This is a genomic window from Rhodoplanes roseus, from assembly GCF_003258865.1.
GTDB lineage: Bacteria > Pseudomonadota > Alphaproteobacteria > Rhizobiales > Xanthobacteraceae > Rhodoplanes > Rhodoplanes roseus.
The window spans coordinates 13,833-35,526 of record NZ_NPEX01000033.1 but is presented as its reverse complement, the minus strand read 5'-3'; the positions used below and the strand labels follow the sequence as shown (position 1 = coordinate 35,526).

The 21,694-nt window shown below is 65.0% G+C and carries 20 protein-coding genes and 1 pseudogene; 19 read left to right on the top strand and 2 right to left on the bottom strand.

Annotated elements, in window-relative coordinates; genetic code table 11:
* The 5 genes from CH341_RS34105 to CH341_RS07295 form a co-directional block, all read left to right on the top strand.
* On the top strand, window positions 1-1,009 hold a 1,009-nt coding region (locus CH341_RS34105), incomplete at its 5' end, for an efflux RND transporter periplasmic adaptor subunit (RefSeq protein ID WP_111418374.1).
* A 9-nt stretch (window positions 1,010-1,018) separates the two neighbouring features.
* On the top strand, window positions 1,019-4,150 hold the full coding sequence (locus CH341_RS07310) for an efflux RND transporter permease subunit (RefSeq protein WP_111418373.1): 3,132 nt from the start codon (window positions 1,019-1,021) through the stop codon (window positions 4,148-4,150).
* Between the two features lie 19 nt (window positions 4,151-4,169).
* Entirely contained in the window at window positions 4,170-4,544 is a 375-nt protein-coding gene (locus CH341_RS07305) for a hypothetical protein (RefSeq protein ID WP_111418372.1), read from the top strand.
* 145 nt (window positions 4,545-4,689) lie between these two features.
* Window positions 4,690-5,169: a DUF305 domain-containing protein gene (locus CH341_RS07300; protein ID WP_170149513.1), complete on the top strand. Its 480-nt coding sequence runs from the start codon at window positions 4,690-4,692 to the stop codon at window positions 5,167-5,169.
* 210 nt (window positions 5,170-5,379) lie between these two features.
* Complete coding sequence (locus CH341_RS07295) at window positions 5,380-7,827, top strand: heavy metal translocating P-type ATPase (protein ID WP_111418370.1); 2,448 nt, start codon at window positions 5,380-5,382, stop codon at window positions 7,825-7,827.
* Window positions 7,828-7,918: 91 nt separating this feature from the next.
* Here CH341_RS07295 and CH341_RS07290 read toward each other — a convergent pair whose 3' ends face one another.
* Complete coding sequence (locus tag CH341_RS07290; protein ID WP_245430929.1) at window positions 7,919-8,281, bottom strand: hypothetical protein; 363 nt, start codon at window positions 8,279-8,281, stop codon at window positions 7,919-7,921.
* Window positions 8,282-9,038: 757 nt separating this feature from the next.
* Between CH341_RS07290 and CH341_RS07285 the strand changes: the two genes are divergently transcribed.
* Window positions 9,039-9,287 (top strand): hypothetical protein, encoded by a 249-nt coding sequence (locus tag CH341_RS07285; protein ID WP_111418368.1) that lies wholly within the window; start codon window positions 9,039-9,041, stop codon window positions 9,285-9,287.
* Window positions 9,288-9,483: 196 nt separating this feature from the next.
* On the opposite strand, the gene CH341_RS35750 is transcribed toward CH341_RS07285, so the two are convergent.
* On the bottom strand, window positions 9,484-9,873 hold the full coding sequence (locus tag CH341_RS35750; protein WP_245430928.1) for a hypothetical protein: 390 nt from the start codon (window positions 9,871-9,873) through the stop codon (window positions 9,484-9,486).
* On the opposite strand from CH341_RS35750, the gene CH341_RS36375 reads away from it, so the two are divergent.
* The 13 genes and pseudogenes from CH341_RS36375 to tnpB all read left to right on the top strand — a co-directional run.
* On the top strand, window positions 9,820-9,930 hold the full coding sequence (locus tag CH341_RS36375; RefSeq protein ID WP_425376153.1) for a hypothetical protein: 111 nt from the start codon (window positions 9,820-9,822) through the stop codon (window positions 9,928-9,930). The genes CH341_RS35750 and CH341_RS36375 overlap by 54 nt on opposite strands.
* Before the next feature lie 100 nt (window positions 9,931-10,030).
* Window positions 10,031-10,426, top strand: coding sequence for a FixH family protein (locus CH341_RS07275; protein ID WP_111418366.1), 396 nt, complete (start codon window positions 10,031-10,033; stop codon window positions 10,424-10,426).
* 69 nt (window positions 10,427-10,495) lie between these two features.
* Entirely contained in the window at window positions 10,496-11,923 is a 1,428-nt protein-coding gene (locus CH341_RS07270) for an efflux RND transporter periplasmic adaptor subunit (RefSeq protein ID WP_111418365.1), read from the top strand.
* On the top strand, window positions 11,920-15,093 hold the full coding sequence (locus CH341_RS07265; RefSeq protein ID WP_111418364.1) for an efflux RND transporter permease subunit: 3,174 nt from the start codon (window positions 11,920-11,922) through the stop codon (window positions 15,091-15,093). The genes CH341_RS07270 and CH341_RS07265 overlap by 4 nt, the downstream gene beginning before the upstream one ends.
* 14 nt (window positions 15,094-15,107) lie before the next feature.
* The gene (locus CH341_RS07260; RefSeq protein ID WP_111418363.1) at window positions 15,108-15,665 is read left to right on the top strand and encodes a sigma-70 family RNA polymerase sigma factor; all 558 of its coding nucleotides are present in this window, start codon (window positions 15,108-15,110) and stop codon (window positions 15,663-15,665) included.
* Window positions 15,662-16,303, top strand: coding sequence for an NrsF family protein (locus CH341_RS07255; protein WP_111418362.1), 642 nt, complete (start codon window positions 15,662-15,664; stop codon window positions 16,301-16,303). The genes CH341_RS07260 and CH341_RS07255 overlap by 4 nt, the downstream gene beginning before the upstream one ends.
* Window positions 16,236-16,988: a cupredoxin domain-containing protein gene (locus CH341_RS36370; protein ID WP_425376152.1), complete on the top strand. Its 753-nt coding sequence runs from the start codon at window positions 16,236-16,238 to the stop codon at window positions 16,986-16,988. The genes CH341_RS07255 and CH341_RS36370 overlap by 68 nt, the downstream gene beginning before the upstream one ends.
* Window positions 16,989-17,193: 205 nt before the next feature.
* Window positions 17,194-17,634 (top strand): hypothetical protein, encoded by a 441-nt coding sequence (locus tag CH341_RS07245; RefSeq protein WP_146604406.1) that lies wholly within the window; start codon window positions 17,194-17,196, stop codon window positions 17,632-17,634.
* A 407-nt stretch (window positions 17,635-18,041) separates the two neighbouring features.
* The gene (locus CH341_RS07240; RefSeq protein WP_111418360.1) at window positions 18,042-19,514 is read left to right on the top strand and encodes a TolC family outer membrane protein; all 1,473 of its coding nucleotides are present in this window, start codon (window positions 18,042-18,044) and stop codon (window positions 19,512-19,514) included.
* A gap of 195 nt (window positions 19,515-19,709) precedes the next feature.
* Window positions 19,710-19,931, top strand: coding sequence for a hypothetical protein (locus CH341_RS33625; RefSeq protein ID WP_146604405.1), 222 nt, complete (start codon window positions 19,710-19,712; stop codon window positions 19,929-19,931).
* Between the two features lie 135 nt (window positions 19,932-20,066).
* The gene (locus CH341_RS07235) at window positions 20,067-20,513 is read left to right on the top strand and encodes a DUF411 domain-containing protein (RefSeq protein WP_245430926.1); all 447 of its coding nucleotides are present in this window, start codon (window positions 20,067-20,069) and stop codon (window positions 20,511-20,513) included.
* Between the two features lie 411 nt (window positions 20,514-20,924).
* A complete protein-coding gene (gene tnpA, locus CH341_RS07230; RefSeq protein WP_111418359.1) occupies window positions 20,925-21,368 on the top strand; it encodes an IS66-like element accessory protein TnpA in 444 nt (147 codons plus the stop codon).
* Window positions 21,365-21,680, top strand: a pseudogene (tnpB, locus tag CH341_RS07225) (IS66 family insertion sequence element accessory protein TnpB); the annotation flags it as partial. The gene tnpA and the pseudogene tnpB, both read left to right, overlap by 4 nt.
* Window positions 21,681-21,694: the final 14 nt, after the last annotated feature.

Genomic DNA, 21,694 nt, shown 5'->3' with positions numbered 1-21,694 from the left:
GACCGCGGTCGCCGAGCGGGCGCAGCGCCAGACCGACGGCACCATCTTCGTGCCCAAGGCGGTGCAGCGCATCTTTGCGCTGGAGAACACCCTCTCGGCGATTGGCAGCACCCGCCGCGCCGTCGAGCTGCCCGGCCGCATCATCCCGGACCCGGACGCCGCCGGCTACGTGCAGACCGCAGTCGGTGGCCGCCTGGCGCCACCGCCCGGCGGCTTTCCGCGCCTCGGCGCGGCCGTGAAGGCGGGTGACGTGCTCGCCTATGTCACGCCGCCCGTGCAGGCGATCGACGCCTCCGACATGCGCCAGCGCCAGGGCGAGCTCGACCAGCAGATCGCCATCGTCGAGCGCCGCATCGCCCGCTGGGAGCCGCTCGCCACCGCCGGCGCCGTGACCCGCACCCAGCTCGAGGAAGCCCGTCTGGAGCTGAAGGGCCTGAACGACCGCCGCGCCGCGCTCGACCGCGTGCGCCGCGAGCCGGAGGCGCTGGTCGCTTCGGTCTCCGGCATCGTCGCCGACGGCGTGCCGGTCGCTGGCCAGATCGCCCAGACCAACGCGATCGTGTTCCAGATCGTCGATCCGACGCGCCTGTGGGTCGAGGCGATGAGCTTCGATCCGCTCGACAGCCTCACCCAGGCGAGCGCCGTGACGGCCGGCGGCACGACGCTGCCGCTCGCCTTCCGGGGTGCCGGCTTCGCCGACCGCGGCCAGGCCATCCCGGTGCACTTCGCCATCACGGGCGACACCAAGGGCATCCGCACCGGCCAGTTCGTCACCGCGGTGGCGGCGACCGGCGAGACGACCTCCGGACTCGCAGTGCCGCGCTCCGCCGTGGTGCGCGGGTCCGACGGCCAGGCCCAGGTGTTCGACCACGTCTCGGCCGAGCGCTTCGTCCCGCGGCCGGTGCGCACCGCGCCGCTCGACGGCGACCGCCTGCTGATCCTGGCCGGCGTCGAGCCCGGCCGGCGGATCGTCATGCAGGGCGCGCCGCTCCTCGACAACGTGCGCTGAGGCCGCGCCATGTTCACGACCCTGGTCACCCAGTCGCTGCGCAACCGCATCCTGGTGCTGGCGCTCGCCGCCGTGCTGATCGTCGTCGGGCTGTTCAGCATGTCGCGTCTGCCCGTCGACGTCTTCCCCGACCTCAACCGCCAGACCGTCACCATCATGACCGAGGCGGAAGGGCTCGCGCCGCCCGAGGTCGAGCTGCTCGTCACCTATCCGATCGAGACGCGAATGAACGGCGCGCCCGGCGTCACGCGCATCCGCTCGGTCTCGGGCGTCGGCCTGTCGATCGTCTATGTCGAGTTCGAGTGGGGCGGCGACATCTACCGCAACCGCCAGCTCGTCGCCGAACGGCTCGCGCTGGTGCGTGATCAGCTGCCGCCCGAGGTGACCCCGATGATGGGGCCGGTCTCCTCGCTGATGGGCCAGATCGTGATGATCGCCATGACGAGCCAGATCGCGACTCCGATGGAACTGCGCGAGACCGCCGACTTCGTCGTCCGGCCGCGGCTGCTGGCGATTCCGGGTGTCGCGCAGGTGATCCCGATGGGCGGCGAGGTGCGCCAGTATCGCGTCTCCCCTCAGCCGCCGGCGCTGCGCGCGCTCGGCGTGGGCTACGAGCAGATCGAGAAGGCGCTGACCACCTTCGGCGCCAACGCGGGCGGCGGCTTCGCCGACCTCGACGCACGCGAGGTGCTGATCCGCAACATCGGCCGCACGACCAGCCTCGAGGATCTGCGCGACGTCGTCGTCGCGACCGTCGACGGGCGGCCCGTGTTCCTGCATCAGGTCGCGACCGTCGACTACGCGGCCCGTGCCAAGCGCGGCGATTCCGGCTACATGGGCAAGCCCGCCGTGGTGGTCGCGGTGGAGAAGCAGCCCGACGTCGACACGGTGGCGCTGACGCGGCGCATCGAGGAGGCCGTCAGGGAGCTCGAGCCGTCGCTGCCGCACGGCATCTCGCTCGACAATCCGATGTTCCGCCAGGCCGACTTCATCGAGACCTCGATCCGCAACGTCGAGACCGTGCTGATCGAGGCCGGCATCGTCGTCGCCGTGGTGCTGTTCGCCTTCCTGCTGAACTGGCGCACCACCGTGATCTCGCTGACCGCGATCCCGATGTCGATCCTGATCACGGCCGTGGTGTTCCACCTCGCCGGGCTCTCCATCAACACCATGACGCTCGGCGGCATCGCCATCGCGATCGGCGAGCTGGTCGACGACGCCGTCGTCGACGTCGAGAACATCTTCCGCCGCCTGCGCGAGAACGTCGCGATCGGCTCGCCCCGCTCGGTGTTCGACGTGGTGGTCGGCGCCTCGCAGGAGGTGCGGTCCGGCATCGTGTACGCCACCGCCATCATCGTGATGGTGTTCGTGCCGCTGTTCGCGCTCGGCGGCATCGAGGGCAAGCTGTTCGCGCCGCTCGGCCAGGCCTACATCGTCTCAATTCTGGCGAGCCTCCTGGTGTCGATCACGCTGACGCCCGTGATGGCCTTCTACATGCTGCCGGCGCTCGGCCGGCACGCGCATCGCGAGGGCTGGCTCGTCCGCGTGCTCAAGCGCGGCTATGCCGCGACGCTGCGCCGCGCCTACGGCAACGGCGGGCCGATCCTCGCCGCCATCGTGGCGCTGGTGATCGCCGCCGGCGCAGCGGCGCTGTCGCTGCCGCGCGTCTTCCTACCGCCGTTCAACGAGGGCACCTTCACGATCCTGCTCACCTTCAATCCGGGCGTATCGCTGCCCGAGTCGAACCGCGTCGGCACCATCGCCGAGCGCCTGTTGATGGACGTGCCCGGCATCCGCACGGTCGGCCGGCGCACCGGCCGGGCCGAGCTCGACGAGCATGCCGAGGGCATCCACGTCACCGAGCTCGAGGTCGCGCTCGATCGCGGCCGCCCCAAGCAGGAGATCGTCGCCGACATTCGGGCGCGGCTCGCCGTGCTGCCCCTGTCGCTCAACATCGGCCAGCCGATCTCGCACCGGCTCGACCACATGCTCTCCGGCATCCGCTCTGAGCTCGCCCTGAAGGTGTTCGGCGAGGATCTCGACACCATGCGGACCGTCGCCGAGAGCTTCCGCGAGAAGCTCGCGGGCATCCCCGGCGTCGTCGACTTGCAGGTGGAGAAGCAGGTGCGCATCCCGCAGCTCGAGATCCGTGTCGACTACGGCCGCGCGGCGCTCTACGGCGTGCAGCCCGCCGCCGTGGTCGACCAGCTCGGCCGCCTGTCGAACGGCCGCGTCGTCTCGCGGGTGATCGACGGCAACCGCCGCTTCGATGTGGTGATGCGTCTGCCCGAGCGGCTGCGCACCACCGGCGGGCTCGGCGACCTCCTGATCGAGACGCCGCGCGGCTGGATCCCGGCCCGCCTGATCGCCGACATCCGCGAGACCGACGGGCCGAATCAAATCCTGCGCGAGAACGCGCGTCGCCGCATTGTCGTGCTCGCCAACAGCGACGGCTCGGCCGACATGGCCGGCATCGTTGCGGCGATCCGCAAGATCATCGCGGAGACGCCGTTGCCGCAGGGCGTGACGGCACGCCTCGAAGGCACGTTCCAGGCCCAGGAGGAGGCCGCCCGCACGATCGGGCTCCTGTCGCTGGTGTCGTTGTCGATGATCTTCGCGATCCTTTATGGCCGCTACCGCTCGGCCGTTCTGGCCCTGATCATCATGGGTAGCGTGCCGCTCGCGCTGATCGGCTCGGTGGCGGCCCTGTGGATCGCCGGCGAGCCCTTGTCGGTCGCCAGCATGGTGGGCTTCATCACCTTGACCGGCATCGCGGCCCGCAACGGCATCCTGAAGATCAGCCACATCGCTAACCTGGCGGCAAACGAGGGCATGTCGTTCGGCCGTGATCTCGTCACCCGCGGGTGCCTCGAGCGGATGACGCCGGTGCTAATGACAGCGCTCTCGGCCGGGGTCGCGCTGGTGCCGCTGCTAATCGACGCTTCGGGGGCCGGCAAGGAGATCCTGCACCCGGTCGCCGTGACGATTTTCGGCGGGCTGATCAGCGCCACTCTCCTGGACGCATTCGTGACACCCGTCCTTGTCCTGCGGCTGGGGCGCAAGCCCATCGAGCGGCTGCGCGAGAGCACTGCAGCGGATCTGACTCCACCGAACCGGGGCCTACCGGTTCAAACATTCTGACGGTCATAGGAGCAAGACAATGAGCAACACGATCTGGCGCGTGATAACAGCGGCAGTGGTCCTTGGGCTGGTGTTTCCGGCCCATGCCCACGACCCGGAGCCGAAGCATGGCGGCCGCATCGTTCACGCTGGCAGCTATCACATCGAGCTTGTCACCAAGGGGACGTCGATAGCGGCCTTCCTTCTCGCCCACGACGAAAAGCCGTTGCCGTCGAGAGGTTATCAGGGCGTGGCGATCCTGGTCGTGGACGGCAAGAGCGAACGGGTGCCGCTTGCAGCCGCAGATGACAATCAACTCAGGGGAACCTCTCCGCTCCCAGTACCCGACAATCCGAAAGGGGTTGTGCAGATCACGAGCCCGACGGGCGTCACGTCTCAAGCAAAGTTCAACTGATGAAGCGTCGGGTTCGGACCCACATGCACCCGGCTCGCAGGCACTGCGTCGCGTCATTAAGGCATGTCCGTCAGGAACCATTAGCCTGTCTTTAGATTGGGCTCATGCATGCATATCAAAGCATGTCTCACTATCGGAGGCTCCTATGACACCGATGCACTCGCTTCCCGCCGCGCTACTGCTCATGCTCGTTTGGACGTCCGCATGTTACGCCCAACCCGCATCGACGGCGGAAACCGGCGGGCCTGCGGCGATGAACGCAGTGCCGGAGGCCTGCCAAAAGGCCATGCAGGGCTCCCCGATGGCCGGCCGTATGCAGAACATGCCGATGATGTCGTCAGACCAGATGCCGGAGCCGGCCGGGATGTCAGAGAATGGCCGGGACCTCATGGCAGCGATGCGAAAGATGAATCCGTCCATGATGATGGGGGCGATGGCGGACACTCCGGAATTGGCGTTTCTCTGCTCGATGATTCCCCATCACCAGGGTGCGATCGACATGGCGCGTGCTGCCTTGAAGAACACAAAGAGCGAGGCCGTCCGCAAGGTTGCAGAGGAAACCATCAAGGAGAATGAGGACGGCATCAAGGAGATGACCAAGCTGCTGGAGCAGGAGACAAAGTAGGCCCTGCCTGCCTCTCGGCTTCGAGCGTCAACGGCCGACACCCTGCCCGGCGTTGCAGCGGCCGGCGATGGGCAATGCGCTGTCCGTCGCGGCGGAACGCCAGATGCCCGCGTAGTCTCGCCGAAGATCATGAGTTGCTTTCACATGCCAGCCGACTCCCGTGGTGGCAGGCGCTCACCGCAATTCAAGTAGACAGTCCGGAGACGCAACATGCCGTCGGATCTACCCCCACGCACCGCCACGTCCGGGTCGAATACGCCTGCTTCGCTCGGCGATGATGATCGATCCCATGATCACCCTGAGCATTCCGGCCATGAGGACGCGGACCACAAACAGGGCCATCATGGTCACAGGCATCCGGCGGTCAGCGTCAGGTCCGAGAAGGATCCGGTGTGCGGGATGGCCGTGGATTCGCACACGACCGCGCACCACGCCGAGCACCGGGGCCGGACCTACCATTTCTGCTCCGCTGGATGCCGGGCGAAGTTCGTCGCCGAGCCGGACCGTTATCTGGACGGCACCGGCGCTGCGGAACCGGTGCCGGACGGCACAACCTATACCTGCCCGATGCACCCGCAAATCCGGCAGGTCGGGCCTGGATCGTGCCCGATCTGCGGGATGACCCTGGAGCCAGTGGTCACAAGCGCCGAACCAGAGCCGAACCAGGAACTCGCCGACATGACGAGGCGGTTCTGGATCGGCGTCGCCCTCGCAATTCCAGTGGTCGTGCTGGAGATGGGTGCCCACCTGATCGGACTTGGCCATTATCTCGGCCAACAGACGTCGAACTGGGTCCAGATGGCCTTTGCGACACCCGTCGTGCTCTGGGCGGGATGGCCGTTCTTCGTTCGGGGATGGCGGTCGGTGGCGTCGCGCAACCTAAACATGTTCACGCTGATCGCCATGGGCACCGGCGTCGCCTGGATCTTCAGCGTCGTCGCGACGTTTGCGCCGGGTATCTTTCCGGCCGCGCTCCGCGGGCCGGACGGGGCGGTAGCCATTTACTTCGAGGCGGCGGCCGTGATCACGGTGCTGGTGTTGCTCGGCCAGGTCCTCGAACTGCGGGCGCGCGAGAGCACCAGCGGGGCGATCCGGGGCCTGCTCGATCTCGCGCCAAAGACGGCGCGCCGGATTGATTCGGAGGGCCGCGAGGAGGATGTCTCGCTCGACGGAGTTCAGATCGGCGACCGCCTGCGGGTCCGCCCGGGGGAGAAGATCCCGGTCGACGGCACCGTGGTGGACGGCCGAAGCGCGGTCGACGAATCGATGGTGACGGGCGAGTCGATGCCGGTCACCAAGGAGGTCGGCGCCCAGGTGATCGGCGGCACCATGAACCGGTCCGGCAGCCTGGTGATGGAGGCGAAGCACATCGGCCGCGACACCATGCTGTCGCGCATCGTGCAGCTTGTGGCGGAAGCACAGCGAAGCCGCGCCCCGATCCAGCGGCTGGCCGATCAGGTCTCGGCCTGGTTCGTTCCCGCCGTGATAGCGATCGCCGGTCTGGCCTTCGCGGCCTGGTGGCTGTTCGGGCCGGAGCCGCGCCTGGCCTATGCGCTCATCGCGTCCGTCTCGGTGCTGATCATTGCCTGCCCCTGCGCGCTCGGGCTGGCGACGCCGATGTCGATCATGATGGGGGTCGGCCGCGGCGCCCAGGCCGGCGTCCTGATCAAGAACGCCGAGGCGCTCGAACGGATGGAGCGTATCGACACCCTGGTGGTGGACAAGACGGGGACGTTGACCGAGGGCAAGCCCTCCGTGACCGCCATCGTGCCCGCGTCGGGATTCGACGAGGCCGAGGTGCTGCGCCTCGCGGCCTCGGTCGAACGGGCGAGCGAGCATCCGCTCGCGGTCGCGATCGTGCAGGCCGCCGACGCCAGGAGCATCGCCAGTGCCCCTGTCGCCGACTTCGACTCGCCGACCGGCAGGGGGGCGCTGGGTACAGTCGAGGGCCGCAAGGTCGTGCTCGGGAGCGCCTCCTTCCTTCGGGAGCAAGGTATCGATCCCGGCCCGCTCGCGGCCGAGGCTGAACGCCTGCGGCAGGATGGCGCGACCGCGATTTTCATGGGCGTTGGGGACCGGACCACGGCCGTGATCGCGATCGCCGATCCGGTGAAGTCGTCTACCCCGGGGGCCATCGCGGCGCTGCGGGCCGAAGGAATTCGCGTCGTCATGCTGACCGGCGACAACCGAACGACGGCCGAGGCCGTAGCGCGCCGGCTCGGGATCGAGGAGGTCGAGGCCGAGGTCCTGCCCGATCGCAAGAGCGAGGTCGTGCAGTCCTACAAGACAGCGGGCCGGGTCGTCTCAATGGCCGGGGACGGGGTGAATGACGCCCCTGCGTTGGCTGCAGCCGACGTCGGCATAGCCATGGGGACGGGCACGGATGTTGCTATGGAGAGCGCCGCCGTCACGCTCCTCAAAGGCGACCTGACCGGGATCGTCCGCGCGCGCCGGCTGTCGCGGGCGACGATGCGCAACATCCGGCAGAACTTGTTTTTCGCCTTCATCTATAACGCGATCGGGGTGCCTGTCGCCGCGGGGGTCTTGTACCCCTTGCTCGGATTGCTGCTATCGCCGGTGATCGCGGCAGCCGCGATGGCGATCTCCTCGCTGAGTGTCATCGTCAATGCAGCGCGATTGCGGCGCGTGAACCTTTGAAGCCGAGTACGTCCGTCCTCAATTGGCACGACTTTGCATTTCGTTGGGGCGCCGCCCCCTACGGACCGAGGCAGCGCTGTTTGGCGGAGCATCACTTCTCGCCTGATAGCTTCCGGAGTTCGCGGTAGAGCGCGACCACCCCGTCCGAGTAGTTCAGTTCCGAATTTCGCGCGCAGAAAATGCGCAAAAATGATGCCTGCTGTTGAAGAGGTAAAGACTCTGGCGAAAGATCGAGGCCTTTGTCCTTTCCTTCCGGAGCGCGCAGAAGGATTGCACTCATAAAGCCCTGTGCCCATGCAAAATAATCTCGCTCGACCGTCGGGTTGCGAGCGATTTCCTCATCGAATCGGGTGCAAGTGGACGCGCCGATCCCGACAATTTTCACATGCTGGGCCAGTGCAGTGTTTGTCAGGCCCATCAGCATTAAACTGATCCCAAGCACATAGGGTCTCATCGAACATCCCCAACATAGGACTCTCTTCGAGGAAGAATATCCATCCGGTGTTCTGAGCCGAGAAACCGACACGCAGAGCGACACTTTGCGCCTACGTGTCCGGGCGATTCCACTTGGGGACTCGGCGGTTGTTCCCGAACTGGATGAACGAGACCGGGTACTCGGGAGTCCCGCAAGCGAACGGCCAGCTGCTGCCGACCTCTTCTTTCCTCAAGTTCGACTGCGACGAGGATCCGGTTACAGCGGTTCTCAGAAATTCGCGAATTTCTCAGCCAAGACGTTTTTTAGCCTGCCTTTGCCGCGGCAGATATCATCGTCTACGGAAGAACGGCTTTCATCCGATCCTGGGAGGCGCGTTCCACGTCGAGCGAGTGATTTCGGTCCAGCGGCTGCCGGCGAGACGAGCAACCTTGCTCGAGGACGATCTAACGGGCTTTCGGATGCACGTCCGCTTCGCGCACAACTACGCGCCCTGGTCGGGAGAACCGTTTGTTCGCTTCATCCGTACGCGATCACGGTGCTTCTTGCGGCCGGGCCTTGACCCTTCCTCGGCTCCTCCTTCCACGACCGCCCTGATGGCTGCCTGTTGCGTCAGCGTCATCGCCGATGCGTCGCAGAGCCCACGTGGATCTTTAGGTGCTGACGGCCCGGTTCCGCGAGCAGAACCGAATTCGGCGCGTACGCCGCTCTCCCTCTGTAACCAAATCCGGGCCATCGACGAACTCATCAATGTAGCGCATGGGCGCAACCGAAATGGATGACGACGATGATCACAAAAACTCTGATGATCGGCATGGTGGCATCGGGCCTGCTGACAATGCCGACGATGGCGCAGAATGCCCACCAGTATCAAGGTGGACCAAAGACCTCGGTCCCCCACACGATGACCGAGCCGACGACGCAGCCAACGACGCAGAAGGTGGCTAAACAGAAGGGGACCCCGACGTACAACGCGCACAGGTACCAGGGCGGTCCGAGTTCTTCGTTGCCGCACCGGTCGAAGTGAACGGGCCTACTGAACGGTTGATAAACTTCCATCACATAGAACCGTCGTGGTAGAATTATACCACTAAAATCTTTCTACACGGCGGCATGAAGGCGATGCGCCCTCGGCAGTGAGGGGCATCGGGGAGATCACCTTACGCGGTGCTTGGTTCGCGCTTTCAGGACCGCGACTAGGCGACCATGATGCCAGCCATGCTTCACTCGACGGTGAAGCATGGCGTCTCTTTTTCTTTTCGATCTGTCGAATAGTTCGCGGGCATGTAACCGAATCCGTCGCTCGCTCGAACTACCGGAGTGAAGGTCCTCTGAAGGACCGCCTGGAACCGCGACAGTGGTCCGGGCACTTCGAACGGATCGGGAGACTTTCGATGTTTGCGCTTCAAAATCAGCGTTTCACCAAGTGGATCGGCGTGATGGCTCTGCTCGGAGTCGGTGTCGTGATCGGCGCTGGCGCCATCGCGTTCGGCGGCGGCCAGCCCGGCGGACCGGCAGCGACACTTCTCTTTGTCGCACCTCTCCTCCTGTGCCTTTTCATGCACTTCTTCATGCATGGCGGGCATCACGCCGCGGGATCCGGCCACGCGCATCGCGTCACTCCGGCGCCGGTCCGCATCACGCAGACTCCCGCGCCACCGACGGCATGACGCTGCGTCGGTGGTTCGCCGCAGTATCGGATCGGCCCGCGCTCCCCGAAGGCGTCAGTTCCTCAACCCACACAAATCGGCCATACGGAAGGACTTCCCAATGAAACTCGGCATCTGGTCCGCCGGCCCGCTGCTCGCGCTCGCCCTTGTCGCATCGACCGCGGCCAAGGCCGGCGGTAACGACTACGCCTTCGAAGCCGTCACCCCCGAGATGAAGAAAGGTGACGACGTGATCGTGGCCGTGCGTCTCGTTCACAAGCCGACCGGGAATCCTGTTCCGGATGCCGTGATCTTCCGCACCCGGATCGACATGGGGCCCGACGGCATGGCCGACATGACCTCGCCGGTCGCTCCCGTGCCGGCCGAACAACCCGGCACTTACGCCTTCAAGACCGATCTCCCGATGGCCGGCCGCTACCAATTCAGCCTTGCCGCAAAGGTCCAGGGCGAGCAGGACACCGTGCAGGGCAAGGTGATTCTCAAGGCCAACAAATAGACAACGCGACGGGTGGCGACCTGCGTGTGCGCGTACAGCGTCGCAGGTGTTCAGTCCGCAGCGGGGGAAATGATGTCCAGGGCAGTTGCTCGCCTATTGGTGTTAGCCGGACTTGCGGCTGGCGGCGCGTATGTTCTGTTGCCGTTGGTGCCGGACAGTCTTTTGCCGGCGCGGGCCCAGACGCAAGCCGGCCAGCACGATCATTCGGCTTCGGCGAAGCCGATTCTTTACTACCGCGACCCGAGCGGCGCCGCGGCGTGGTCTGCGGTCCCGACGCGTGATGCCGCCGGCCGCGACTACATCCCGGTCCATGACGCCGATGAGCCCCCGCTCGCCGGTGTGACGCCCAAACCCCCCGCCGCGAATGCCACGCGAAAGTTGCTTTATTACCGCAATCCGATGGGACTTCCCGACGTGTCGGCCACGCCGAAGAAGGACCCTATGGGGATGGATTATGTCCCGGTGTACGAGGGCGACGAGCCAAACGACGGCAAGTCGGTCAAGATCAATCTCAGCAAGATCCAGCGAAGCGGCGTGCGGACCGAACCGGCGGCCGCGCGCGTGCTCGTCCGGCCCGTCCGTGGAGTTGGCACCGTCAAGTACGACGAGCGGCGGCTCACGACCGTGACGATACGCTCCGAAGCTTATGTCGAGAAGCTGTTCGTCAACACGACCGGCGCGCTCGTGCACGCAGGGGACCCGCTGTTCCGCATTTATAGCAAGGAAATTCAACTCGCGCAGGTCGACCTCAACGTCGCCACGTCTGCCCAGAGCCGCGGGGTCGGCGGATTGAGCCTGCAGACGGTCGATGGCGCGATGCAGAAGCTCCGCAATCTCGGAGTGCCCGAGCGGCACATCGAGGAGGTGCGGACCAAAGGGATCAGCACGCGCACGATCGACTGGATATCGCCCGCGAATGGCGTGGTGATCGAGAAGAAGATCGTGAACGGCCAGCGGCTGATGCCTGGCGATGAACTCTATCGCATCGCCGACCTCTCCCGGATGTGGGTGATCGCCGAGGTCTCCGAACTCGACCTTCCCGCGATCAAGGAAGGGATGCACGCCGCGGTGACGTTGCGAGCCTACCCCAATGACCCGCTGGAAGGCATCGTGACCTTCATCTATCCGGACCTGCGCGCCGAGACACGGACCGCCCGGGTGCGCATCGAACTGGACAATCGGGGTGGCCGGTTGCGAAACGACATGTACGCCGAAGTCATGTTCCACGCCGGAGCGGACGAGGCGCCCAAGGTCTCGGTTCCGGAGAGCGCGATCATCGACAGCGGCTCCCGGCAGATCGTGCTCGTCGCCAGGGAGGAGGGGCGCTTCGAGCCCCGTGACGTGAAGCTCGGCGCACACGGACAGGGCTATGTCGAGGTGCTGAACGGTGTCGTGGAGGGCGAAGCGGTGGTGACCGCCGCCACGTTCCTCATCGACTCGGAAAGCAACCTGAACGCTGCCTTGAAGTCCTTCACGGCGCCCGAGGCCGCGCCATGATCGGGGCAGTGATCCGCTGGTCGGCTCGCAATACGGTTCTGGTCGGGCTGGCCACCCTGTTCGTGACGCTCGCGGGCATCTACGCGGTGTACAAGGTGCCGCTCGACGCGATCCCCGACCTGTCTGACGTGCAGGTGATCGTCTACACCGAGTACGCTGGCCAGGCGCCGCAGGTTGTCGAGGACCAGGTCACATACCCGCTCGCCACCTCGATGCTGAGCGTGCCGAAATCGAAGACCGTGCGGGCCTTCTCGTTCTTCGGCGTGTCTTTCGTCTATGTCATCTTCGAGGATGGAACCGACCTCTACTGGGCGCGCTCGCGGGTGCTCGAGTATCTCAGCGCCGCCCAGCGCCGACTTCCGACCGGCGTGACCCCGACGCTCGGGCCGGATGCGACGGGCGTCGGCTGGGTCTACCAGTATGTAGTCCGGAGCGCCCAGCACACCCTCGCCGAACTCAGGAGCATGCAGGACTTCCAGATTCGGTTCGCGGTGGCGAAGGCCGAGGGGGTCGCGGAAGTCGCGAGCGTCGGGGGCTTCGTCAAGCAATACAGCGTGGTCGTCGATCCTCGGCGGCTGCAGGCGCTCGGCATCCCGCTCGACAAGGTCAATGCCGCGATCCGCGCGAGCAACCGCGACGTCGGCGGCCGGACCATCGAACTGTCCGAAACCGAGTTCGCCATCCGTGGGCGCGGCTACATCAAGAGCCTAGCCGACCTGCGGGACGTGGTGGTCAAGAGCGAGAAGGGAGTACCGGTCTTCCTGCGCGACGTCGCGCGAGTGGAGCTTTCCCCCGACGAACGTCGCGGCATCACCGAGGTCGACGGTGAAGGCGAGGCGGTCACCGGGATAGCGCTGCAGCGCTCGGGCGAGAACGCACTGACGGTCATCAACAACGTCAAGAAGCGGCTCGGCGAGATCGCGTCGAGCCTGCCGTCGGGCGTCGAGATCACCCCGGTCTACGACCGTTCCGAACTGATCTACCGCGCCATCGAGACGCTCAAGTCGACCCTGATCGAGGAGAGCGTGATCGTCGCCATCGTGTGCGTCATTTTCCTCCTGCATGTCCGCAGCGCATTCGTCGCGATCATCACGCTTCCGGTCGGCGTCCTGATTGCCTACGCCCTGATGCATCTCCTCGGGCTGAGTTCGAACATCATGAGCCTCGGCGGGATCGCCATCGCCGTGGGGGCGATGGTGGATGCCTCCATCGTCATGATCGAGAACGCGCACAAGCATCTCGAGCGGGCCCCGCCCGGAAAGCCGCGCAGCGAATGCTTGATCGAAGCGGCGGTCGAGGTCGGGCCGGCGCTCTTCTTCAGCCTGCTCATCATCACCGTATCGTTCCTGCCCATCTTCGCCCTCGAGGCGCAGGAGGGACGGATGTTCAAGCCGCTCGCCTTCACGAAGACCTTTGCCATGGGTGCGGCGGCGTTCCTCTCGGTGACCCTGGTTCCCGCCCTGATGTTGCTGTTCGTTCGCGGTCGGATCATGCCCGAGCATCGGAATCCGGTGAACCGGTTCCTGATCTGGGCCTATCGGCCGTTCATCGTGGCGGCGCTCCGGTTCAAGGGCATGACGATCGCCATCGCGGTCGTCATCCTTGCCGTCACGGTCTGGCCGGCCTCGAAGCTCGGATCGGAGTTCATGCCGACCCTCAACGAGGGAACGCTGTTCTACATGCCGACCGCGTTCCCCGGCCTGTCGGTGACCAAGGCGGCCGAGCTGCTCCAGACCCAGAACAAGATCATCAAGAGCTTTCCCGAGGTGGCGTCGGTGTGGGGCAAGGCGGGCCGCGCCTCCTCCGCCACCGATCCGGCGCCGACCGAGATGTTCGAGACGATCATCAACCTGAAGCCGGAACGCGAGTGGCGTCCTGGAATGACGGTCGACAAGCTGATCGCCGAGATGGACGGCGCGCTGCAGTTTCCGGGCATTGCGAATGCATGGACGATGCCGATCAAGGCGCGCACCGACATGCTGTCGACCGGCATCAGGACGCCGATCGGGATCAAGGTGTATGGCGCGGACCTGACCGAACTCGAAAGGCTCGCGAGGCAGATCGAGGCCGCGGTCAGGACCGTCCCGGGGACCACCAGCGCCTTCGCGGAACGGGTGATCGGTGGCTACTACCTCAACATCGATCCTGACCGGGCCCAGCTTGCCCGGTACGGCCTGACCATCGACGACCTCCAGAACACGGTGGCCACCGCGCTCGGGGCCGAACCGGTGACGACGACCGTCGAAGGCCGGGAACGCTACTCCGTGACCGTGCGGTACCCGCGAGATCTCCGCAGCGATCCGCAGGCTATCGCGTCGCAGGTCCTGATTCCCACGGCCGAGGGCGCCACCATCCCACTCGGGCAGGTGGCCAAGGTCAGTCTGGCCCGAGGGCCGGCCACGATCCGCACCGAGAACGCTCAACTGGCGGTCTACATCTATGTCGACATGCGGGACCGGGACATCGGCGGCTATGTTGCCGACGCGCAGAAGGCCGTTAAGGACCAGGTCCAGTTCCCGCCCGGGTACTATGTCGGCTGGAGCGGCCAGTTCGAGTACATGGAGCGGGCCAAGGCTCGACTTCAGATCGTCGTCCCCGTGACCGTGCTGATCATCTTCCTCCTGCTCTACCTGAACTTCCGCCGGATCACCGAAAGCCTGATCGTCATGCTCTCCGTTCCGTTCGCACTCGTCGGGGGGCTCTGGTGGATGTGGTGGCTCGGCTTCAACCTCTCGGTGGCGGTGGCGGTCGGGTTCATCGCGCTCGCTGGCGTCGCCGCCGAAACCGGCGTGATCATGCTGATCTATCTCGACCACGCGCTGAAGGAACTCCAGGCTGAGCGCGCCGCCGAAGGCCGGCCGTTCACGCGCGACGATCTCCATGCTGCGATCATGACCGGGGCGGTGGAGCGTGTGCGGCCCAAGATGATGACGGTCGCCGCCATCATGGCGGGCCTTCTGCCGATTATGTGGAGCCACGGGACCGGTGCCGAGGTGATGCAACGGATCGCGGTCCCGATGATCGGCGGCATGGTGTCGTCGACCCTGCTGACCTTGATCGTCATCCCAGCCATCTATGCCGCCGTAAAGGCACGATATGTCGCAACCGCCGAACTAATTCCGAAAAGAGAGGCAGAGGCGTGTAACCAAATTCCGGCTTCATCGAACTAGTTGATAGGCGCCGCATGAGCGTGAACGAGCCCGCGTTAAAGGCGCTAATGGTCGCAGCTTTGGCGGGTGACGCCAGAGCGCATCGGGAGCTGCTTCAACAGTTGAGCAGCTATCTTCGGGGCTACTACCAAGGCCGCCTCGCCCGAACGGGGCGAGGTGTGGCCGACGCCGAGGACCTGGTTCAGGAGGCGCTGATGGCGATCCACACGGGACGTCATACCTACGATCCGGCGGAGCCGCTGACGCCATGGGTACACGCGATCGCGCGTTACAAGCTGCTCGATTACCTGAGACGCACGCGTGTGTCCGCGACCGATGTCGGCATCGACGAGGCAGAGGACGTTGTCGCCGTCGATGACCGCGTGGGGGCGGAGAGCGCTTTCGACCTTGGACGTCTATTGGGTCGCCTGCCGGACCGCATGCGGCAGGCCATCCAATTGGTGAAGATCGACGGATTGAGCGTCGCGGAGGCCGCCGCCAAGTGCGGTGCCTCGGAATCGGCGATCAAGGTCAACATCCATCGGGGTTTGAAGGCGCTCGGCACGGCAATCGCCCGGGAGAGAAAATCATGAAGACGGACGATCTGATTGCGATGCTCAGCACGCACGTCGAACCGGTGGACCGGAACAAGGTCACGCGCTCGATCGCAATTGCAGTCGCTTTCGGCGCAGCCGCGGCCGTCGCTGTCGTCGCTGTTGGGTTCGGCGTTCGTTCCGATCTTGGTGAGGATGGGTCGTTCGTGTTCCTGGCCGCGAAGCTGGTGTTCTCGCTCGGAATCGTCGCGCTCTCGTCGATGTATTTGACCCGGCTTGCGCGGCCGGGAGGGGAGCGCAAGACCTCTCTTCTCATTGTGGTGTTGCCGTTCATCGCCATCATGGCCATGGCCGCCGGGGCGCTTTCAATGGCGCCGTGGAGCCACTGGGACGACGAGGTGATGGGGCAGCAATGGGTCGAGTGTCTGATCTCGATTCCGTTGATCGCCGTGGTTCCCTTTGCGGTCACCATGTGGGCGGTTCGACAACAGATGCCGACCGATCTTCGGAAGGCTGGTGCGTTGGCCGGATTGGTTGCTGGCGGTCTCAGCGCGACCGGTTACGCGCTCCATTGCATGGACGACTCGGTTCCTTTCGTCGCCATCTGGTATGGAGCGACCATTGCGCTTTGCGCCGCGGCAGGCGCTCTGCTCGGACCGAAACTGCTGCGCTGGTGAGTACAGTCGGGACTGCAAGCACCCCCACGTCGGTGGAGGAGCTTGCAGTGCGTTGCAAGCGACGCCCGAGAAACAGACTCCGAATCGACGGTTGGAGAAAGGAATTGGTATGAGAGCGTATGCCATTTTGGCGGCCATGATGACTGCGGCTGCGGTTGGATCGATCAACAACCAGCACGCTGCGGCTCAGTCCATGCACCAGCATCACATGGGACCTCCGAGCAGCTCGTCCGCCCCGCTGCCGCCCCCTGTGTCGAGTGCCCCTCGGACACAGCCGAGCGGCCACGATCATGCTGCTCGGTTTGCTGCGGGCAGACCCGGAGATCCGAAGAAGCCCGCTCGACAGATCGACATCGAGATGCGGGAGCCCGACGGGAAGATGGTGTTTACTCCTGACCGGATCGAAGTCCGTCGGAACGAGCAGGTGCGCTTCCGAATCCAAAATCACGGCGAGCTTGATCACGAGTTCATGTTGGTGTCGGCGGCGGAGAGCGCTGCTCACCAGCGGATGATGGAGCAGCACCCCGACATGGCTCACGATGAGCCGAACGGCCGAACGCTTGCTCCCGGAAAGACGGCCGAGCTTCTGTGGATGTTCGACAAATCCGGGACGTATGAGTTCACATGCCTGATCCCTGGCCATCGCGAAGCAGGGATGACCGGCTCCGTGACGGTCAAGAAGTGAAGGAGGTGGCCGACGGAGTCCCGTCGATGCAACGCCGCAGCAGCGCGTACCTGGCGCCGCTTTGCGGATGCAAGGCTTATGGCGGCTCCTTGGAGCTCTCGAAACGCAGTAAAAGCGCCGACGGAATTGTAACCGGTCTCTCCCGCCAGACGAACTATCAAATGAAAGCACGACAATGGCTTTCATGGCAAACGAGGAGGTTACAATGAACAAGTACGGTATCGGGCTTGCTGTCGGCGTCGCTATGATGATCTCTGGAACCGTTCCGTCGATGGCGCAGCAGCGCTACGCGACCGATCCGGACCCGTTCGTGTATTCGCGTCTGGATCAGGAGCACCGGGCTCTGTCGCACTCCAGCGCGGTGCTGCCGCGTTCCACGGCGACCCGGTCGGCTCCTGTGGCCGTGCGCGGACCCGCTTATGCGACCGACCCCGATCCGTTCGTCTACAACCGCCTCGACCAGGAGCATTTTGCGCTTTCGCACTCGGGTTCCGTGCTGCCCCGAGCCGTTGCGGGCGCGCGGGCCAGGGCGTTGGGTGTGCCTGATGGCGGCTCGCTGAGCAGCGGGGGCGTGACCGGGAACTACAGCACGGACCCTGACCCCCGTATCCGCAGTCGGCTCCTCAACGAGCGGAATGTGTTCTGACCCTCGAAGGCTCGGGGCCCTGCTTCGGCAGGGCTCCCGAACGCCAGTTCAGTCGTGGAGAAGGACACGCCTCGCTTGATGAACGTTGCGGCTTTGAGCGCGACCATGCTGCTGAGTGTGGCCGCGGCTGCTCCGGCAACCGCTGGCGATAATGGCTGGCAGTGGATGGGGACGATGGAACGCATCCGTCAGCAGCGGGAAGGAACAGCTCCTGTGTTGAACTTGAATGGGGTCCGTGGGCCTCCGTGCCTGCAGAGCCCCGATACAAAAGTCGATCGGAAGAAGACTGCAGTGCGGAGGAAGTAGCCGCGGTCCTGTAAACGTGAGAGGCGATTCATGCGATCACCAGGCAGCAGAGCGGGTGGCTTTCCGCCCGCAGAATTAATCACGATTCGGGACGTCGTCGGATGACCGTTAGCGCGTTGGTGAACCAAACAAGCGTCCCTCACGACGTGAGATGGACGATCCGCTTCCGCACGGGGGTGAGTTCTATCTTTTACCGCTGTGTGCTTCGGCGGATCGCGTCAGCCGCCTTCGTGGCGATCGCTTTCGTGCCGTCGTCAGGAATAGCTGAAACGTTACCGGGAGCACTGGTTCGCGCGTATCAAAGCAACCCGGTGCTCAATGCCGAGCGGGCGCGTCAGCGTGGCACCGACGAGAACGTGTCAATCGCGCTGTCTGGCTATCGCCCGCAAATTGCCGCCAGCCTGAGTCCGAGCCTCATTGCAGTGAGGACATTGATGCCCGGAGGCGATAGCCAGTCGGCTACATTGCGGGGTTATACGGCACAGTTATCAATCACTCAGGTCCTCTTCAACGGCTTTCGCACCGGGAACATGGTTCGCCAGGCTGAGTCGCAGATCCTCTCTGGACGGGAGGCGTTGCGTGGTGTCGAACAGTCGGTACTTCTGGATGCTGTTACAGCCTATATGGGTGTCGTGGCGAACCAGTCGCTCGTCGAAGCGCAACGGAGCAGCCTGGCTTTCCTTCGTGAAACGTTGGCGACCACTCGCAAGCGCCTCGAAGCCGGCGACGTCACCCCAACCGACGTCGCCCAGGCCGAAGCCCGCCTCGCGCGAGGCACCGCCGACCTCAATGCCGCCGAGGTCAATCTCGCGATCAGCCGAGCGACCTACGAACAGGTGATCGGCTCTTCGCCCGACCGCCTCGCCGGCGCCGAGCCGGTCGACCGCCTTTTGCCGCAAGGCAGGGAGCAGGCTGTCGCAGTTGCCCGCCGGCAGAATCCTGCCGTTGCCGGCGCGACTTACGACGTCGATGTCGCCCAGTACGCGATCAAGGTTGCGGAAGGTGCGCTTTACCCGACGCTCACGGTGCAGGGAGCGTTGAGCCGAGAGCGGAATACGGACACTACTCTCGAAATGAAAGGGTCGGACCAAGCGTCCTTAATGGGCAATCTCAACGTTCCGATCTATGATGGCGGGACTGCCGCTGCCCAGGTGCGTCAATCGAAAGAGGTGCTCAGTCAAACGCGGATTGTGCTCGATCGGATTCGGCGGCAGACGGATACGGCCGCGGTCGGAGCCTGGGTAATGTACGAAGGGTCCAAGATCGCATTGTCGGCCACAGAGGCAGAAGTCCGCGCCGCGAGCATCGCGCTGGCCGGCGTGCAGCGCGAGGCTCAGGCCGGCCAGCGCACCACGCTCGAGGTGCTCAACTCGCAGCAGGATCTGACCCAGGCCCGCTCGCGGCTGATCCTCGCCCAGCGCGACCGCGTCGTCGCCTCCTACACGCTGCTCTCCACCGTCGGCCGCCTCGATCACAAGAGCCTCGGCTTGGCGACCACGAGCTACGAGCCCCAGGTGCATTACGAGCAGGTCCGCGACGTCTGGCACGGCCTGCGCACGCCCGACGGGAAATGAGAGCCGCACCGTGGACGAATCTGTCCTCTGTGAGCATTGCCGAGCGTTGGGCTCGCTCCATCCGACGATCCGGAATAGTCCTGATACGATTTGCCCGGCCTGACCGGCGCTCAATTGTAACCGGCCAAGCCGCTGCTCCGAACTCATTATTGAAGGCGCGATGAAGCGCATTCAACGAACGAACGGAGCAAAACAATGTTCAGCAAAACGCTTTTCAGCGCGGCCATCGCAACACTCATGCTCTCCGGGGCAGCCCAGGCGGGCAATACGTCGTGGATTCCGACGGCCGGGAAATCAAATAATTCGTCCGCGACCTATCAGGCCTATGCGAAGGCGGTGCCGTTGAAGCATCCGGGCGGATACGAGTGTCGCTATCAGGGGGGCCCGAAGTCGCCGATGCTCCACACCAGGAATTGAGCTTGTCCGGAGGTCGACGTGCCGACAACGACACCGCGCAAACTTCGGTCCGCCTCTGTGCCCCGGCCTGCGAAACGCAATCCGCCCGAGCAGGCTCGGGGCTCGCCGAGGTCTGCGAGGCTGAACCGTCGAACATTGCTCGTCCTCCTCGGCGCGGTGACGGCCATGGGCTCTCTCGGGATCTACGTCGCGCAGGGCACCCCCGTTCTCAAGGTCTACAAGGACCGCGCGTGCGGTTGTTGCAGGAAGTGGGCGAGCCACATCGAGGATGCCGGCATCGCGGTCCGGGTCGTCGACGCCGACGACATGATCGCCATCAAGCGTAGGCTCGGCGTTCCGGACGATCTGCAGTCCTGCCACACGGCCGAGATTTCAGGCTACGTGATCGAGGGGCACGTTCCGGCCGCTGCAGTCAAACGGCTGCTGTCCGAGGCTCCAGAGGCGCGGCTCCTCGCGGTCCCGGGGATGCCGGCCGGTTCGCCCGGCATGGAAGACAGTACTCCCGAAATCTACGACATTGTCTTGGTCGGGCCGAGGGACAGCTGGAGTTTCGGGCGATTCCGGGGGGCGACTACGGAGTAATTACGCAAGCAGAAATTTGGAGGCCGATCAACTGTGTGCTCATGGAGACTTTTACGGCGCCACGAGCCCCCGTATCATGAGTTAACCATTAGGAGCATTGTGGTTACGGGTTCGGTATACTCATCCAGCTCGGCTATCGAGTGGTCGCGGTCCTCGTGCTCGTCATTTCCAGGCCATCGTGATCCGTTCCAGAGCATTCTGATCATCTAGTCCAGGGAATCGTGAACGCTGTTTCGAACGATCGCGATCGGCCTTGATGGGTGACAGGGAATAGGCGTCTGCGTCCAACAGTACTCGCAGCTGCACGATCCGCAGCTGGAGTATCGTAAGCGTCGTTTTGGCCCCACCTTCTGCGAGGGGGTGCGAGGGCCGAGTGTGCCGATCATCGAGGTCTGAATCGGAGATCGGCTCATGTCTAATCTTGACCCTATGCTCGAGCCCAACGGGGCGGTTCACCGGATCGAGGTGATCTCGGGAACGGGCCGGCGGCGGCGGTTTTCGGCGGACGACAAGGCGCGGATCGTCGAGGAGACGCTGGCGCCGGGCGCCGTGGTGTCGGAGATCGCCCGCCGGCATGGACTGATGCCGCAGCAACTGTTCACGTGGCGCCGACTGGCGCGGCAGCCGGTGGCGCGTGCGCCGGCGGTCGAGGCCCCGATGTTCGTTCCGGCCGTCGTCGATGCGCGGTCGCCCGACCCAGCGGCGCGGCGTCGGCGGACGCTGCGGAACCGCAAGGTCGCGGATGTCGCCGGGACAATCGCGTTGGAGATCGATGGCGTCAGCGTTCGGATTGATCGCGGTGCGGAGGTCGGAACGGTTGCGGCGGTGATTCGGGCGCTGAGGGCGCGGCCGTGATCGGCCCGACGGGCGCGGTGCGGGTGATGGTGGCGACCCGGCCGGTCGACTTCCGCAAAGGGGCGGAGGGGCTCGCCGCGCTGGTGCGCGAGGAGATGCGGGCCGATCCGTTCTCCGGGACCGTCTACGTGTTTCCGGGCCAAACGGGCCGACCGGGTGAAGCTGATCTTCTGGGACGGCACCGGCGTATGTCTGTATGCGAAGCGGTTGGAGGACGGCCGCTTCCGTTGGCCGCACGTGCAGGACGGCGTGGTGCGGCTGTCGGCGGCGCAGCTCTCGGCGCTGCTCGAAGGGCTCGACTGGTGCCGCGTCCATGCGGCGCGCGA

What these genes read in the sequence shown, in the direction of transcription:
- CH341_RS07255 (WP_111418362.1), top strand. Translation starts at nt 15,662, where the DNA reads ATGAAGACGGACGATCTGATTGCGATGCTCAGCACGCACGTCGAACCG.
- CH341_RS07300 (WP_170149513.1), top strand. Translation starts at nt 4,690, where the DNA reads ATGACACCGATGCACTCGCTTCCCGCCGCGCTACTGCTCATGCTCGTT.
- tnpA (WP_111418359.1), top strand. Translation starts at nt 20,925, where the DNA reads ATGTCTAATCTTGACCCTATGCTCGAGCCCAACGGGGCGGTTCACCGG.
- CH341_RS07240 (WP_111418360.1), top strand. Translation starts at nt 18,042, where the DNA reads ATGACCGTTAGCGCGTTGGTGAACCAAACAAGCGTCCCTCACGACGTG.
- CH341_RS07265 (WP_111418364.1), top strand. Translation starts at nt 11,920, where the DNA reads ATGATCGGGGCAGTGATCCGCTGGTCGGCTCGCAATACGGTTCTGGTC.
- CH341_RS07270 (WP_111418365.1), top strand. Translation starts at nt 10,496, where the DNA reads ATGATGTCCAGGGCAGTTGCTCGCCTATTGGTGTTAGCCGGACTTGCG.
- CH341_RS07245 (WP_146604406.1), top strand. Translation starts at nt 17,194, where the DNA reads ATGAACAAGTACGGTATCGGGCTTGCTGTCGGCGTCGCTATGATGATC.
- CH341_RS07285 (WP_111418368.1), top strand. Translation starts at nt 9,039, where the DNA reads ATGACGACGATGATCACAAAAACTCTGATGATCGGCATGGTGGCATCG.
- CH341_RS36370 (WP_425376152.1), top strand. Translation starts at nt 16,236, where the DNA reads ATGGAGCGACCATTGCGCTTTGCGCCGCGGCAGGCGCTCTGCTCGGAC.
- CH341_RS07295 (WP_111418370.1), top strand. Translation starts at nt 5,380, where the DNA reads ATGCCGTCGGATCTACCCCCACGCACCGCCACGTCCGGGTCGAATACG.
- CH341_RS33625 (WP_146604405.1), top strand. Translation starts at nt 19,710, where the DNA reads ATGTTCAGCAAAACGCTTTTCAGCGCGGCCATCGCAACACTCATGCTC.
- CH341_RS07310 (WP_111418373.1), top strand. Translation starts at nt 1,019, where the DNA reads ATGTTCACGACCCTGGTCACCCAGTCGCTGCGCAACCGCATCCTGGTG.
- CH341_RS35750 (WP_245430928.1), bottom strand. Translation starts at nt 9,873, where the DNA reads ATGCGCGTGGCCGGATCCCGCGGCGTGATGCCCGCCATGCATGAAGAA.
- CH341_RS07275 (WP_111418366.1), top strand. Translation starts at nt 10,031, where the DNA reads ATGAAACTCGGCATCTGGTCCGCCGGCCCGCTGCTCGCGCTCGCCCTT.
- CH341_RS07260 (WP_111418363.1), top strand. Translation starts at nt 15,108, where the DNA reads ATGAGCGTGAACGAGCCCGCGTTAAAGGCGCTAATGGTCGCAGCTTTG.
- CH341_RS07290 (WP_245430929.1), bottom strand. Translation starts at nt 8,281, where the DNA reads ATGAGACCCTATGTGCTTGGGATCAGTTTAATGCTGATGGGCCTGACA.
- CH341_RS36375 (WP_425376153.1), top strand. Translation starts at nt 9,820, where the DNA reads ATGCACTTCTTCATGCATGGCGGGCATCACGCCGCGGGATCCGGCCAC.
- CH341_RS07305 (WP_111418372.1), top strand. Translation starts at nt 4,170, where the DNA reads ATGAGCAACACGATCTGGCGCGTGATAACAGCGGCAGTGGTCCTTGGG.